Annotated in this window: 11 protein-coding genes and 2 pseudogenes; 8 read left to right on the top strand and 5 right to left on the bottom strand. The window is 69.2% G+C overall.

Features of this window, described 5'->3' with window-relative positions; translation table 11 throughout:
• The 3 genes from A5663_RS09185 to rpmF form a co-directional block, all read right to left on the bottom strand.
• The coding region (locus A5663_RS09185) for a HAMP domain-containing sensor histidine kinase (protein ID WP_068147085.1) at positions 1–1341 on the bottom strand (1341 nt) is incomplete at its 3' end.
• Complete coding sequence (locus A5663_RS09180) at positions 1341–2027, bottom strand: response regulator transcription factor (RefSeq protein WP_068147082.1); 687 nt, start codon at positions 2025–2027, stop codon at positions 1341–1343. The genes A5663_RS09185 and A5663_RS09180, both read right to left, overlap by 1 nt.
• A 50-nt stretch (positions 2028–2077) precedes the next feature.
• Positions 2078–2251, bottom strand: a complete 174-nt coding sequence (gene rpmF / locus A5663_RS09175; protein WP_068147079.1) for a 50S ribosomal protein L32 — start codon at positions 2249–2251, stop codon at positions 2078–2080.
• 205 nt (positions 2252–2456) lie between these two features.
• Here rpmF and A5663_RS09170 point away from each other — a divergent pair, with 205 nt between their 5' ends.
• The 7 genes from A5663_RS09170 to A5663_RS09140 all read left to right on the top strand — a co-directional run bounded on the left by A5663_RS09170 (position 2457) and on the right by A5663_RS09140 (position 11458).
• Entirely contained in the window at positions 2457–4154 is a 1698-nt protein-coding gene (locus A5663_RS09170; RefSeq protein WP_197503349.1) for an acyclic terpene utilization AtuA family protein, read from the top strand.
• Complete coding sequence (locus A5663_RS09165) at positions 4151–5299, top strand: acyl-CoA dehydrogenase family protein (RefSeq protein ID WP_068147073.1); 1149 nt, start codon at positions 4151–4153, stop codon at positions 5297–5299. Before A5663_RS09170 ends, A5663_RS09165 begins: the two co-directional genes overlap by 4 nt.
• Positions 5296–6891 carry an acyl-CoA carboxylase subunit beta gene (locus A5663_RS09160; protein ID WP_068147070.1) on the top strand — a complete coding sequence of 532 codons (1596 nt, stop codon included), beginning with the start codon at positions 5296–5298 and terminating at the stop codon, positions 6889–6891. The genes A5663_RS09165 and A5663_RS09160 overlap by 4 nt, the downstream gene beginning before the upstream one ends.
• Before the next feature lie 8 nt (positions 6892–6899).
• Positions 6900–8825 carry a biotin carboxylase N-terminal domain-containing protein gene (locus A5663_RS09155; RefSeq protein WP_068147067.1) on the top strand — a complete coding sequence of 642 codons (1926 nt, stop codon included), beginning with the start codon at positions 6900–6902 and terminating at the stop codon, positions 8823–8825.
• Complete coding sequence (locus tag A5663_RS09150; RefSeq protein WP_068147064.1) at positions 8822–9982, top strand: acyl-CoA dehydrogenase family protein; 1161 nt, start codon at positions 8822–8824, stop codon at positions 9980–9982. Before A5663_RS09155 ends, A5663_RS09150 begins: the two co-directional genes overlap by 4 nt.
• A gap of 13 nt (positions 9983–9995) precedes the next feature.
• On the top strand, positions 9996–10784 hold the full coding sequence (locus A5663_RS09145; protein WP_068147062.1) for an enoyl-CoA hydratase family protein: 789 nt from the start codon (positions 9996–9998) through the stop codon (positions 10782–10784).
• Between the two features lie 92 nt (positions 10785–10876).
• The gene (locus A5663_RS09140; RefSeq protein WP_068147059.1) at positions 10877–11458 is read left to right on the top strand and encodes a DUF1707 domain-containing protein; all 582 of its coding nucleotides are present in this window, start codon (positions 10877–10879) and stop codon (positions 11456–11458) included.
• Between the two features lie 78 nt (positions 11459–11536).
• Here the strand turns inward: A5663_RS09140 and A5663_RS09135 are convergent, their stop codons facing one another.
• Both A5663_RS09135 and A5663_RS09130 read right to left on the bottom strand, forming a co-directional pair.
• The gene (locus A5663_RS09135; protein WP_068147056.1) at positions 11537–13528 is read right to left on the bottom strand and encodes a VWA domain-containing protein; all 1992 of its coding nucleotides are present in this window, start codon (positions 13526–13528) and stop codon (positions 11537–11539) included.
• Between the two features lie 104 nt (positions 13529–13632).
• Positions 13633–14529 (bottom strand): annotated as a pseudogene (locus tag A5663_RS09130) (sigma 54-interacting transcriptional regulator); the annotation flags it as partial.
• Between A5663_RS09130 and A5663_RS09125 the strand changes: the two are divergent.
• A pseudogene (locus A5663_RS09125) lies at positions 14521–14803 on the top strand (magnesium chelatase); the annotation flags it as partial. The pseudogenes A5663_RS09130 and A5663_RS09125 overlap by 9 nt on opposite strands.

Below are 14803 nucleotides of genomic sequence, written 5' to 3'. Positions count from 1 at the left end.
CGAACCACCGTGTTTGAGCACCACCTGTTTGACGATCGCCAGCCCCAGGCCCGAGCCGGACATCGACCGCGCCGTCGTCGAGCGGTAGAAGCGCTCGAACACCAGGGCCCGCTCCTGAAGCGGGATGCCCGGGCCGTAGTCGGAGACCACCAACTCGGCGTGCATCGGATCGACCTGGTGCAGCCGCACGACGACCCGGCCGCCGGGAGGGCTCCATTTCGCGGCGTTGTCGAGCAGGTTGAGCACGGCACGCCCCAACCCGGCGTCGTCGCCGTAGACCAGCCACGGCGTGGTCGTCGCCACGAACTCGATGTCGTTGCGGCGACGGCGAACTCGCTCCAGGGAGCGATCGACGATCTCGGCGACGTCGACCGATTCGTGCACGGTCACTCCCGCGTCGTCGCGGGTGAGGTCGACCAGATCGCCGACCAGCGTGGACAATTCCTCTATCTGCGCGAGCACGTCGGCGCGCAGCCCCGCCATCTCCTCCTCCGGCAACCGCGGCGCTCCGGGGGCCATCGACGCCATCAGCAGTTCGACGTTCGTCCGCAGCGACGTCAGCGGTGTGCGCAGTTCATGTCCGGCATCGGTGACCAGCCTGGCTTGGCGTTCCCGCGACTCGGCCAGCGCACGCAGCATCATGTTGAACGCCTCGGTGAGGCGCGCAAGTTCGTCGCTGCCGAACACCGGGATGGGCCGCAGGTCGTCGGTGCGAGCCACGCGTTCGGCGGCCTGGGTCAGCCGCGCCACCGGCCGTAGTCCCGCGCGCGCGACGGCGCCGCCCGCCATCGCGGCGACCGCGACCCCGACTCCGCCGACGATGATCAGCACGGTGCTCAGGCGTCGGAGCAGCTGGGCCGTCGGCTCCATGCTCTTGGAGATCAGCAGAGAGCTGTCATTGGACAGGTGCATCGCGAGCACCCGCTGCTGGTTCACCGTGCGCAGGGACATGATCAGATCGCCTCGCAGCACTGCCTTTTCGGGATCGCCCAGCGGCAGGGCCTGGCCTTCTTGATTGGCCGTGAAGATCGCGCGCCCCGGGATCACCAGCATCGCGTTGACATCCGAGTACGCGGTGCCCTCGATCGCCTTACTGGGGTCGGCCTGCAAGGTGCCGCTTTCGATCAGCAGCCGGGCCCGGGTGCGCAGCTGGTTGTCGACGTCGTCGTAGAGCGCGCGGGACACCACCGCCCACACGGCCACCGCCATCAACACCACGACCATCGCGACCATCGACATCGCCAACAGCATCACGCGCCACCTCAGCGACACCGAGCTGGTTCTCGACGGCGGCTGAAGCGAATCGGGTTGTGGCGCAGTCCCGTAACTCGGCGCGGACATCAGGGGGGCATTTCGCGCAGCACGTAACCCACCCCGCGCACGGTGTGGATCAGTCGCGGCTCTCCCTCGGCTTCGGTCTTGCGGCGCAGGTAGCCGACGTACACCTCGAGGGCGTTGCCGGACGTCGGGAAGTCGAATCCCCACACCTCTTCGAGGATGCGGCTGCGGGTCAGCACCCGGCGCGGGTTGGCGATGAGCATTTCGAGCAACGCGAACTCGGTGCGCGTCAGGCTGATCTGACGCTGGCCTCGGGTCACCTCACGCGTCACCGGGTCCAGCGACAGATCGGAGAAGGTCATCGCGGCCGACTCAGCGCCGTCGTCCGGGCCGGTGCGGCGCAGCAACGCCCGCATCCGGGCGAGGAGTTCCTCGAGGGCGAACGGCTTGGGCAGGTAGTCGTCGGCGCCGGCGTCGAGGCCGGCCACCCGCTCGGAGACGGTGTCGCGCGCCGTGAGCACCAGGATCGGCAGGTCGTCGCCGGTGCTGCGGAGCTGGCGGCACACCTCGAGCCCGTCCAGCCGCGGCATCATGACGTCGAGCACCAGCGCGTCGGGCCGGTCACTGGCGATACGGTCCAGTGCTTCGAGGCCGTCCTGAGCCAGTTCGACGGAGTAACCGTTGAAGGAGAGCGACCGGCGCAGGGACTCGCGCACAGCGCGATCATCGTCGACGACAAGTATGCGCACAGCCACAGTGTCGGCCCCCTATCTGAGAGTGGCCTGAGAGGCGCGCCGGGTCAGCGGCGGTCGAGGTCGATCAGGCCGAGGCGAGCGGCCTTGAGCAGCCGGCGGGGAACCTTGTGCTGCTGACCGGCGACGTTGACACCGACGAGCTCGGTGCGCTTGGCCTTCCACTGCGCGCGCCGGCTACGGGTGTTCGAGCGCGACATCCTGCGCTTGGGCACAGCCATGATCGGGTCTCCTCTTGAGGGGGTGAGTCTGGCGCCGAGCGTCAGTGCAGCGTCGGCAAGTGCCCTTCAGGATAGCCAACGACCTGCGTAGCCTCCAAAACACCGACTCGTCCGCCGAATGTCTTGACGCGATACCGCCGGTACCCGCTAACCTACCGGTTGGTTGAGGCCCGCGACGAAGGGAGCCTGCGTGACCTCCCGCGCTGTGCGCATCGGCAACTGCTCTGGTTTCTACGGCGACCGCCTGGCGGCGATGCGGGAGATGCTGACCGGCGGTGACCTCGACTACCTGACCGGCGACTACCTGGCCGAACTCACCATGCTGATCCTCGCCCGCGACCGGGCCAAAGACCCGGCTCGCGGATATGCCAAGACGTTCCTGGCCCAGCTCGAGGAGTGTCTGGGGCTGGCCCTCGACCGCGGCGTGCGGATCGTCGCCAACGCCGGCGGGCTCAATCCGGCCGCGCTGGCCGACGCGGTGCGGGGGCTGTCCGAGCGGCTGGGTCTCGCTGCCACGGTGGCGCATGTCGAGGGTGACGACCTGATCGGACGCGCCGACGAGCTCGGATTCGACGGCGTCCTGGCGGCCAATGCCTATCTCGGCGCGTGGGGCATCGTCGAGTGCCTCGACTCCGGGGCCGATGTGGTGGTGACCGGCCGGGTGACCGACGCGTCGGTGATCGTCGGGCCGGCGGCGGCGCACCACGGCTGGAGCCGCACCGACTACGACGCGCTCGCCGGCGCCGTCGCCGCGGGACATGTCATCGAGTGCGGTGCGCAGGCCACGGGCGGCAACTACGCGTTCTTCGCGCGCGACTTTCCCGATCTGACGGCGCTGACGCACCCGGGGTTCCCGCTCGCCGAGATCCGCTCCGACGGATCATCGGTCATCACCAAGCACCCCGGCACCGGCGGTGCCGTCACCGTCGACACGGTCACCGCGCAGCTGCTGTACGAGATCACCGGGGCGCGCTACGCCAATCCGGACGCGACGCTGCGTGTCGACAGCATCGAGTTGTCCGACGACGGCTCCGACCGCGTGCTGCTCTCGGGCGTGCGCGGGGAGCCGCCACCGCCGACGCTCAAGGTGTCGCTCAACAGCATCGGCGGATTCCGCAACGAGATGGTGCTGGTGCTCACGGGCCTCGACATCGAGGCCAAGTCCGAGCTGGTGCGTCGCCAGCTCGAAGACAGCCTGGAGGTCAAGCCCGCGGAGATGGAGTGGACGCTGGCACGCACCGACCATCCCGACGCCGACACCGAGGAGGCGGCGAGCGCACTGCTGCGGTGTGTGGTCCGCGACCCGGACCCGGCCAATGTCGGTCGTCGGTTCTCCTCTGCCGCAGTCGAATTGGCGTTGGCGAGCTACCCCGGTTTCCACGCGACCAGTCCACCCGGCCAGGGCCAGGTCTACGGCGTGTACCAGCCGGCGTTCGTCGCCGCCGACGAGGTGCCACACGTCGCCGTGCACGCCGACGGGACCCGCATCGAAATGCCCTCGGCCACTAAGACTTTGGAGCTCGCACCCGCACCTGCTGCCGCGTTGCCCGAGCCGTTGCCGCCGGGAAGGACGCGGCGCCTGCCGCTGGGCACCGTCACCGGTGCGCGCAGCGGAGACAAGGGCGGCAGCGCGAACGTCGGCGTGTGGGTGCGCACCGAGCAGCAGTGGCGCTGGCTCGCGCACATGCTGACCGTCGACAAGCTGCGCGAACTGCTGCCCGAGACAACCGATCTGCCCGTCACCCGTCACCTGTTGCCGAACCTGCACGCGGTCAACTTCGTCATCGAGGACATCCTCGGTCAGGGCGTCGCGTACCAGGCGCGGTTCGACCCGCAGGCCAAGGGCCTGGGCGAATGGCTGCGCAGCAGGACGGTCGATATCCCCGAGGAGCTGTTGTCGTGAACATCTGGCACACCCCCGAACGCGAACAACTGCGCAAGACGGTGCGGACGTTCGCCGAGCGCGAGGTGCTTCCGCACGTCGACGAGTGGGAGCGCAGCGGCGACTTGCCGCGTGAACTGCACCTGCGCGCCGGCGAGGCCGGGTTGCTGGGCGCCGGGCTGCCCGAGGCGGTCGGCGGTGGCGGCGGTGACGGCGCCGACGCGGTGGTGATCTGCGAGGAGATGCACTACGCCGGGTCGCCCGGCGGCGTGTTCGCGTCGTTGTTCACCTGCGGGATCGCGGTGCCGCACATGATCGCCTCCGGCGACGAGCGGCTGATCGACACCTACGTGCGGCCGACGTTGCGGGGCGAAAAGATCGGCAGCCTCGCGATCACCGAACCGGGCGGCGGCTCCGACGTCGGCCACCTGACGACGCGGGCCGTCCGGGACGGGGACGACTACATCGTCAACGGCGCCAAGACCTACATCACCTCCGGCGTTCGGGCGGACTACGTCGTCACCGCGGTGCGCACGGGCGGGCCCGGAGCGGCCGGGGTGTCGCTGCTCGTGGTCGACAAGGACACGCCAGGTTTTGCGGTGACCCGCAAGCTCGACAAGATGGGCTGGCGCTCGTCGGACACCGCCGAGCTGTCCTACACCGACGTGCGGGTGCCCGCGGCCAACCTCGTCGGCGCGGAGAACTCCGGCTTCCTGCAGATCGCGGGAGCGTTCGTCGCCGAGCGGGTCGGCCTTGCGGCGCAGGCGTATTCGAGTGCGCAACGCTGTCTCGACCTGACCGTCGAATGGTGCCGCAACCGCGAGACGTTCGGCAGGCCGCTGATCTCGCGCCAGCAGGTGCAGAACACACTGGCCGAGATGGCGCGGCGCATCGACGTCGCGCGGGTGTACACGCGCCACGTCGTCGAGCGGCAGCTCGCGGGTGAGACGAACCTGATCGCCGAGGTGTGCTTCGCCAAGAACACCGCCGTCGAAGCCGGCGAATGGGTGGCCAACCAGGCGGTGCAGCTGTTCGGCGGCATGGGATACATGGCCGAGTCGGAGGTCGAACGCCAGTACCGCGACATGCGCATCCTCGGAATCGGCGGCGGGACGACGGAAATCCTGACGTCGCTGGCCGCCAAGACGCTGGGCTTCCAGTCATGACGGCGCCACGCTCTGCTCTCGACACGGGGTCGGCGGCATACGCCGAGGCGGCCGCCGTGATGACCGCCAAGCTCGCCGAACTCGAGACCGAACACGCCAAGGCGCTGGGCGGCGGCGGCGCCAAATACGTGCAGCGCCACCATGACCGAGGCAAGCTCACCGCGCGCGAACGCATCGAGCTGCTGCTCGACCCCGACTCGCCGTTCCTCGAGCTGAGCCCGCTGGCCGCGTGGGGCAGCGACTTCACCGTCGGGGCCAGCGTCGTGGTCGGCATCGGAGCCGTCGAAAGCGTCGAATGCCTGATCGTCGCCAACGACCCCACGGTCAAAGGCGGCACCAGCAACCCGTGGACGCTGAAGAAGATCCTGCGCGCCAACCAGATTGCGTTGCAGAACCGGCTGCCGGTGATCTCGTTGGTGGAGTCCGGCGGCGCCGACCTGCCGACGCAGAAGGAGATCTTCATCCCCGGCGGGCAGATGTTCCGCGACCTCACCCGGCTGTCGGCGGCCGGCATCCCGACCATCGCGCTGGTGTTCGGCAACTCGACAGCCGGCGGCGCGTACATCCCCGGTATGTCCGACCACGTCGTGATGATCAAGGAACGGTCCAAGGTGTTCCTGGCCGGGCCGCCGCTGGTCAAGATGGCGACCGGCGAGGAAGCCGACGACGAGTCGCTCGGCGGGGCCGAGATGCACGCGCGCACTTCCGGTTTGGCGGACTACTTCGCGATCGACGAGCCTGACGCCGTGCGGATCGGCCGCCGTATCGTGGCCCGGCTGAACTGGCGCAAACAGGGGCCGGCGCCGGCGCCGGTGGTCGAGCCGCTGTTCGACGCCGAGGAGCTGCTCGGCATCGTGCCCGCCGATCTGCGAGTCCCGTTCGATCCGCGCGACGTCATCGCCCGAGTCGTCGACGGTTCGGAGTTCGACGAGTTCAAGCCGATGTACGGCTCGTCGCTGGTGACCGGTTGGGCGAGGCTGTACGGATATCCGATCGGCATCCTGGCCAACGCCAGAGGAGTGCTGTTCAGCGAGGAGTCGCAGAAGGCGACCCAGTTCATCCAGCTGGCGAACCGGTCCGACACCCCATTGTTGTTCCTGCACAACACGACCGGGTACATGGTCGGCCGGAAGTACGAGGAAGGCGGTATGATCAAGCACGGCTCGATGATGATCAACGCCGTGTCGAACTCGACGGTGCCGCACCTCTCACTGCTGATCGGCGCGTCGTACGGCGCGGGTCATTACGGCATGTGCGGCCGCGCCTACGATCCGCGCTTCCTGTTCGCCTGGCCGAGCGCGAAGTCCGCGGTGATGGGCGGTGCCCAGTTGGCCGGCGTGCTGTCCATCGTCAGCCGCGCCGCCGCCGAGGCCCGCGGCCAGGCCGTCGACGAGGAAGCCGACGCCGCCCTGCGCGCCGCCGTCGAGGCGCAGATCGACGCCGAGTCGCTGCCGATGTTCCTGTCCGGCCGGCTGTACGACGACGGGGTGATCGACCCGCGCGACACCCGCACCGTGCTGGGAATGTGTCTGTCCGCCATCGCCAATGGCCCGATCAAGGGGACGTCGAACTTCGGCGTCTTCCGGATGTGAGCGCACGCATGATCACACGAGTTCTGGTGGCCAACCGCGGCGAGATCGCCCGGCGGGTGTTCGCGACGTGCCGGCGGCTGGGTATCGGCACCGTCGCGGTCTACACCGATCCCGACGAGCACTCGCCGCACGTCGGCGAGGCCGATGCGCGTGTTCGCCTGGACGGCCGCAACGGCTACCTCGATGCCGGGCAGCTGGTCGCCGCGGCGAAGGCCGCCGGCGCCGATGCGATCCATCCGGGCTACGGGTTCCTCTCGGAGAACGCCGATTTCGCGGCCGCGGTGCTCGACGCCGGGCTTACCTGGATCGGGCCGCCGGTGCCCGCGGTCGCCGCGATGGGTTCGAAGATCGAGGCCAAGAAACTGATGGCGGCCGCCGGCGTCCCGGTGCTCGACGAGCTCGACCCCGACACCGTCACCGCCGATCAGCTGCCGGTGCTGATCAAGGCGTCGGCGGGCGGCGGTGGGCGCGGCATGCGTGTGGTGCGCGACCTGGCGGAGCTGCAGGGCCAGGTCGAGGCGGCCCGCCGCGAGGCGCAGTCGGCGTTCGGTGACCCGACGGTGTTCTGTGAGCGCTACCTGGCGAGCGGGCACCACGTCGAGGTGCAGGTGATGGCCGATCAGCACGGCACCGTCTGGGCGGTCGGCGAACGCGAATGCTCGATCCAGCGGCGACACCAGAAGATCATCGAGGAGGCTCCCTCGCCGCTGGTCGAGCGCACGCCGGGCATGCGCGCCAAGCTGTTCGAGGCCGCACGGCTCGCCGCGACCGCGATCGACTACACCGGCGCCGGCACCGTCGAGTTCATGGCCGACTCGGCAGGCGATTTCTACTTCCTCGAGATGAACACCCGCCTGCAGGTCGAGCATCCCGTCACCGAGGAGACCACCGGGCTGGACCTCGTCGAGTTGCAACTGCTCGTCGCCGACGGCGGCAGGCTCGACCCGGGACCCCCTCCGGCGCAGGGCTTTTCGATCGAAGCGCGGCTTTACGCCGAGGATCCGGCCAAGGGCTGGCAGCCGCAGGCCGGCACCGTGCACCGGTTCGAGGCGCCGCAGCAGGTGCGGGTCGACTCCGGCATCGTCGACGGATCGGTGGTTTCGGTCTTCTACGACCCGATGCTGGCCAAGGTGATCTCGTACGCGCCGACGCGGCGCCAGGCCGCCGGGGTGCTCGCCGATGCGTTGGCCCGCACCCGCATCCACGGCGTGCGCACCAACCGCGATCTTTTGGTCAACGTGTTGCGGCATCCCGCGTTCGTCGACGGCGCCACCGACACCGCGTTCTTCGACACGCACGGACTGGCCGAGTTGGCCGCCCCGTTGACCGACGATCATGCGGTCACGTTGTCCGCGATCGCCGCCGCGCTCGCCATATCCGCCGAGAACCGGGCCAGCGCGGCAGTTTTCGCCGCAGCGCCCAGCGGCTGGCGCAATCTCGCGTCGGTGTACCAGACCAAGCGGTTCAGCGACTCGGCCGGTGACGAACACGAGGTGCGCTACCGGTTCACGCGTGACGGTCTCGAACTGCCCGGGCACGACGGTGTCTCGCTGGTCTCGGCGGCCCCGACACAGGTGGTGCTGCGGATCGACGGCGTCGACCGGCCGTTCGCCGTCGCGCGCTACGCCGGCGACGTCTTCGTCGACTCTCCGCTGGGGCCAGTGCAGTTGACCGAACTGCCCCGCTTCGGTGACCCCGACGCCGCGGTCGCGCACGGCTCGCTGCTGGCGCCGATGCCCGGTTCGGTGTTGCGCATCGGCGCGGCGGTGGGTGACGTCGTCACCGCCGGCCAACCGCTGGTGTGGCTGGAGGCGATGAAGATGGAGCACACCGTGACAGCGCCGGCCGACGGCGTGCTCGCCGAACTCAACGTCGAACCCGGCCAACAGGTCGATGTCGGTACCGTCCTCGCTCGAGTCGAAGGAGAACAGTGAGCAGTTTCGTCGAAACCGAAGAGCAGCAGGCGTTGCGCAAGGCCGTCAGCGCGATGGCCGCCAACTACGGTCAGGACTACTACCTGGAGAAGGCCCGCGCAGATCAGCACACCGACGAATTGTGGGGAGAGGCAGGCAAACTCGGCTTCATCGGGGTCAACCTGCCCGAGGAGTACGGCGGCGGCGGCGCCGGCATGTACGAGTTGGCGATCGTCATGGAGGAGATGTCGGCGGCGGCATGTCCGCTGCTGCTGATGGTCGTCTCCCCCGCCATCAACGGCACGATCATCGCCAAGTTCGGCACCGAGGACCAGAAGAAGCGCTGGCTGCCCGGCATCGCCGACGGCTCGATCACGATGGCGTTCGCGATCACCGAACCCGATGCGGGTTCCAACAGTCACCGCATCACCACCACCGCGCGCCGCGACGGCAGCGACTGGATCCTGTCCGGGCAGAAGGTGTTCATCTCGGGTGTGGACCAGGCGCAGGCGGTGCTCGTCGTCGGCCGAACGGAAGACCACAAAACGGGCAACCTCAAGCCGGCGCTGTTCATCGTGCCGACCGACACCAAAGGGTTGAGCTGGACGAAGATCGACATGGAGATCGTCAGCCCGGAGAACCAGTTCCAGCTCTTCCTCGACGAGGTGCGGCTACCCGCCGACGCGCTGGTCGGCTCCGAGGACGCGGCGATCGCCCAGTTGTTCGCCGGCCTGAACCCCGAGCGGATCATGGGCGCGGCCAGCGCGGTCGGCATGGGCCGGTTCGCGATCGACAAGGCCGTCGACTACGTCAAGAGCCGCCAGGTGTGGAAGACCCCGATCGGCTCACACCAGGGGCTCTCGCATCCGTTGGCGCAGAACCACATCGAGATCGAGCTGGCCAAGCTGATGATGCAGAAGGCCGCGTCGCTATACGACTCCGGTGACGACGTCGGCGCGGCGGAAGCGGCGAACATGGCCAAGTACGCCGCCGGTGAGGCGTCGGTGCGCGCGGTCGACCAGGCCGTGCAGTCACTGGGCGGCAACGGGTTGACCAAGGAGTACGGCATCGCCGCCGCCGTGACGGCGTCCAAGCTCGCCCGCATCGCGCCGGTCAGCCGGGAGATGATCCTCAACTTCGTCGCGCAGACCTCGCTCGGGCTGCCTCGGTCGTACTGATGGGCCCGTACTGATGAGCACACTGGTCGGTTACACCGTCGACGGGCCGGTCGCCCGGCTCACCCTCGACTCGCCGCAGAACCGCAACGCGCTGTCGACAGCGCTGGTCGACCAGTTGCACCAGGGGTTCACCGACGCCGTCGCGAACCCCGCCGTCCGGGTCGTCGTGCTCGGCCACACCGGTGGCACGTTCTGCGCGGGCGCCGACCTGGCTGAGTCCTCTAGTAGCGGCGCGACCGCCGACCCGAGCCAACTGGCCGTCGACCGAGCGCGCGAGATGACCCGCCTGCTGCGGCGCATCCTCGAACTGCCCGTGCCGGTGATCGGCGCGATCGACGGACACGTTCGCGCCGGCGGCCTCGGACTGATCGGTGCCTGCGACATCGTCGTCGCCGGCCGGCAGAGCACGTTCGCGTTGACCGAGGCCCGTATCGGGGTGGCGCCGTCGATCATCTCGCTGACCCTGCTGCCGAAGATGACCGCCAGGGCGGCGGGCCGCTACTTCGTCACCGGCGAGAAGTTCGGCGCTGCGGAGGCGGCCGAGATCGGCCTCGTCACCGTCGCCACCGACGACGTCGACGCATGCGTCGCCGAGCTCACCGCGGCGATCGCCAAGGCGTCCCCGCAGGGCCTGGCGGCTTCGAAGGCCCTCACCACGGCCGCCGTCGTGGCGGACTTCGACCGGCGGGCCGAAGAGCTCACCGTGCAGTCGGCGGAATTGTTCGTCTCCGAGGAGGCCCGGGAGGGCATGATGGCGTTCCTGCAGAAGCGCGAGCCGAACTGGACCCGCACCCAGCAATAGTTTGGTCGTCTACATTCTTCGCCGTAGCCCGTCAGGGCACAGTTTGGACAATGCTCTTGCGTGTGCCACGGTTCGTCGTACGCTCGTAATCGATGAGCACTCCAGCGTCGCGGAACGGTTCGATGCGTGCTGCGGACACCGATCGGATCCAGGTGGCGCAGCTGCTCACTGACGCCGCCGCCCAGGGCCGCCTTCAGCTCAACGAGTATGAAGATCGGCTGACCAGGGCCTACGCCGCGCAAACCTATGACGAGCTCGACCGACTGTCGGCCGACCTGCCGGGCGCCGTCACCCGGGGGCGCAGCGGCGGCCCGTGCCGGCCTGCGCCGTCGACGATGCTGCTCGCGATCATGAGCGGCTTCGAACGCCGCGGCCGGTGGAACGTGCCGAGGCGGATGACGACGTTCGCGCTCTTCGGCGGCGGCGTGGTCGATTTGCGGTACGCCGACTTCACGTCGCCGGAGGTGGAGATCCACTCGTACTCGATCTTCGGCGGTCAAACGATCCTGGTGCCACCGGAGGTCAACGTGGAACTGCGCGGAGTCGGAGTGATGGGCACCTTCGACCACGCGGTGCAGGGCGACGGCTCACCGGGCGCGCCGTGCGTGTGCATCCGCGGCTTCTCGCTGTGGGGCCGGGTTGCCGTCAAGCGCAAGAAGCGCAAGCCCGCCTGACCTTTCGCCGAGACCGACGTTCTGGTCGCCGCGCCGTCGATACAGCCGCCATAACGTCGGTCTCGGCGCCCGCCTGGCTCAGCGGCGGCGCCGCGAACGCAGATAGTCGCCGACCACCGCGGCGCCCAGCCCGTCGAGATCCGGCACCACCACCCGGCCCTCGACCCGCCGCGCCACCTGGTCGATGAACCGCGCCAGCCCCGGGTCGTCACCCAGTCGGAAGATCGTCACCTGCGCCCCGAGTGCGGCCACCTCGTCGAAACCCTTGACGGTGTGCGCGATCGTCCGCGGGTGCGGCGGATAGTCGAAGAACACGGACGGCGGCTGGGCCGCCGAATCGGCTCCGGCGCGGCCGTAGGCCTCGAGATGCGCAGTCGGCTCACCGTCGGTGACGACGAGCACCACCGGCTGAGCATTGGGCTGACGGCGCAGATGCCGCGCCGCCAGCGCCAGCGCGTGGTGCAGGTTCGTGCCCTGTTCGTACACCCCCTCCAAGCCGGCGAGTTCGGAAGGCGTCACGGTGCGCGCGTAGCGGCCGAACGCGATGATCTGCAAGGCATCCGAACGGAACCGGGTGCTGACGAGATGGTTGAGCGCCAGCGCCGTCCGCTTCATCGGCAGCCACCGGTTCTCCATCACCATCGAGAACGAGGTGTCGACCAACAGCGCGACCGCCGCCTGTGTGCGCGTCTCGGTCTCGGAGACCTCGACGTCCTCGACCGTCAAGCGGATCGGGCGTTCGGCCACCCCCGTCCCGGCTTGGCGCAGCACCGCGTTGGTCAGCGTCCGGGTGACGTTCCACGGCTCGGTGTCGCCGTACGCCCACGGCCGGGTCGCGCCGGTCAGCTCCCCCGCAGCGCCGGCCCGCCGGGTGTCGCGCTCGCCGTGGCGGCCCGAAAGCCGTTGCGCCACATCGCGCAGCGCGGTCTCGCCGAGCTGGCGCATCGCCTTGGGCGAGAGTCGCCACTGGCCGTCGGACCCGCGGTCGAGGAAGCCCTGGTCCATCATCGCGCGTTCCAGCTCCGCCAGCGTGCGCGCGTCGACGGCGGCGTCCTCACCGAGCTGGCGGGCGAGCATGTCGAGGTCGACGTCCTCCATCGTCGCGCCGGCGTAGCTCTGCGACAGCGCCTCGGCCAGCTGCTCGAGTTCGGCGATGTCGGCCATCGCCTGCGCGCCCTCGCCCATGCCGAGCGGGTTGTCGCCGGAGAACTCCGCCGACCCGGTCCAGTCCTCCCCCGGCCGCGCGGCCTGCAGGTGCGCGTCGAGCCGGTTGAGCGCGTTCATCAGCGACGGCGATCCGAACGCCTGCTGCGCCAACGCATCCAGCTCCGCACGCTGTTCGGCCGACAGGCTGTTGCGGAACCGCTGCGCGGCCGCCGCGCGCTGGGCCAGCGAGTCGAGGAGTTCGTCGACGTTGCGCGGGTTCTCCGGGAAGAACTCGCCGTGCTTGTTCATGAAGTTCTCAAAATCCTGCTGGGTGTCTTCGCCTTTCGCGTGCTTGTCCAGCAGGTCGTTGAGGTCGTCGAGCATCTCGTTGACACGCTGGCGGTCCTCGTCGGTGGCGTTCTCCAACGCCTCCTTCATCCCAGCGAACCGCTGGTCGAGCATCTCGCGACCGAGCAGGTCCTTGATCTGCTCGTACTTCTCGCGAGCCTCCTGCGATCGCCAGTCGTAGTCGGAGAGCTCCTGCACGGCCTTGGCCGGCGACGGCGGCAGCGACTCGATCCGCATCTCGTTGAAGCGGGCGTCGTCGTCGAGCGCACGGGCGAGTTCCTTGCGCTCGGCCAGCACCGCCTCGTCGAGCAGCTTCTTGATCTCCTGCAGGGTGCCGTCGAGGTTGTTGTGGGCCAACAACTCCCGGCGACGACGGTTGGCCTCGGCCGCGAGTTTGTCCGTGCCGCGCATGTTCTTGGTACCGCGCCGCAGCAACTCGGACAGCGCCCGCCGCGGGGAGCTTCCCTCCATCACGTCCTCGCCGATCTGCTCGAGCGCTTCGCGCAGATCGATCGGCGGCGCCAGCGGGTCCGGTCCGCCGGTGTATCGCGAATACCGCGAGAGGTGTTCAGCCATGGCCAAGACCTCTACCCGTCCTGGACTGTGAATCTGACGACGTTTTCCGGCGATTTCCGTCGTCAGATTCACATTCGGCGCCGCGCGGCCACCGCGAGAGGTGTTCAGCCATAGACGGTTTCGCCTTCGCCCGACACCTTGTCGATCCGCTTGGCCAGATACAGCGCCTCGAGCGCCAGTTCGACGGCCGCGGCCCGCTGCCCGTCGCTCTTCGCGTCGAGGCGCTGCTGGATCTCGGCGATCGCGGGCACTTCGGGCACCGCGGCCAGCACGTCGCGCGCGGACACCCGATCACCCGTGGTCACCGCCGAGCCGTTCTCGATCGCCAGCACCAGCGGCCCGACGTCGATCCCGCCGAGCAGGCGCTGCGCGGTGTCGGCCGTGGCCCGGCGCAGCAGGTGTTCGAGCACCGCCTGTTCGCGGCCCTCCTCACCGGACTCGAACTCGAGCTTGCCGCGCAGCACGTCGACCACCGTCGACAGGTCCACGACCCGAGCCACCGCCTCCTGCTCGCCGAGCACGGCGGACCGGTGCCGCGCGGCGGCGGCGACCGTCTCGGCTGCGGCGATCGCGAACCGCGCCGACACCCCCGAACGCTGGTCGATCGACCGCGACTCGCGCAGATAGCGGGCGAACCTGGCGAGCACATGCACCAGATACTCGGGCACCTCGGCGGCCAGGTGCGCCTCCTGCATGATGACGCCGACTTCGGCCGCGAGCTCGAACGGATAGTGCGTGCGGATCTCGGCGCCGAACCGGTCCTTGAGCGGGGTGATGATCCGCCCGCGGTTCGTGTAGTCCTCCGGGTTCGCGCTCGCGACGACGAGCACGTCGAGCGGCAGCCGAAGCGTGTACCCGCGGACCTGGATGTCGCGCTCCTCCATCACGTTGAGCATCGAGACCTGGATGCGCTCGGCGAGGTCGGGCAGCTCGTTGATCGCGACGATGCCGCGGTGCGCGCGCGGGATGAGACCGTAGGCGATGGTCTCCGGGTCGCCGGCTCCGAGCTGGGTGAGCACCCGTACACCCCGATCACCCCGGAGTCGATCCGGCGGGTGGCCGACTCCGGTGACGACCTGCCGATCACCTGGCGGCATCGCAGCGAGCGCTACACCGAGAAGCTGGCCACCCCGGACACCAGCGTGGCCGACCTGGTCGGCGACATCGACCCGATCAAGGTGGCCGAGGGTCGCAGCCTCGGCGACCCGGAGACCATCGCCTACGGTCTCATCCCGCGCGCGCACCGCGGCATCGTCGCGATCAACGAGCTGCCCG

The organism is Mycobacterium sp. E740 (assembly GCF_001672895.1).
In the GTDB taxonomy this organism is placed as follows: Bacteria; Actinomycetota; Actinomycetes; order Mycobacteriales; family Mycobacteriaceae; genus Mycobacterium.
Note: the sequence above shows the minus strand (reverse complement) of the source record. Positions and strands in the feature narration are given on the sequence as shown.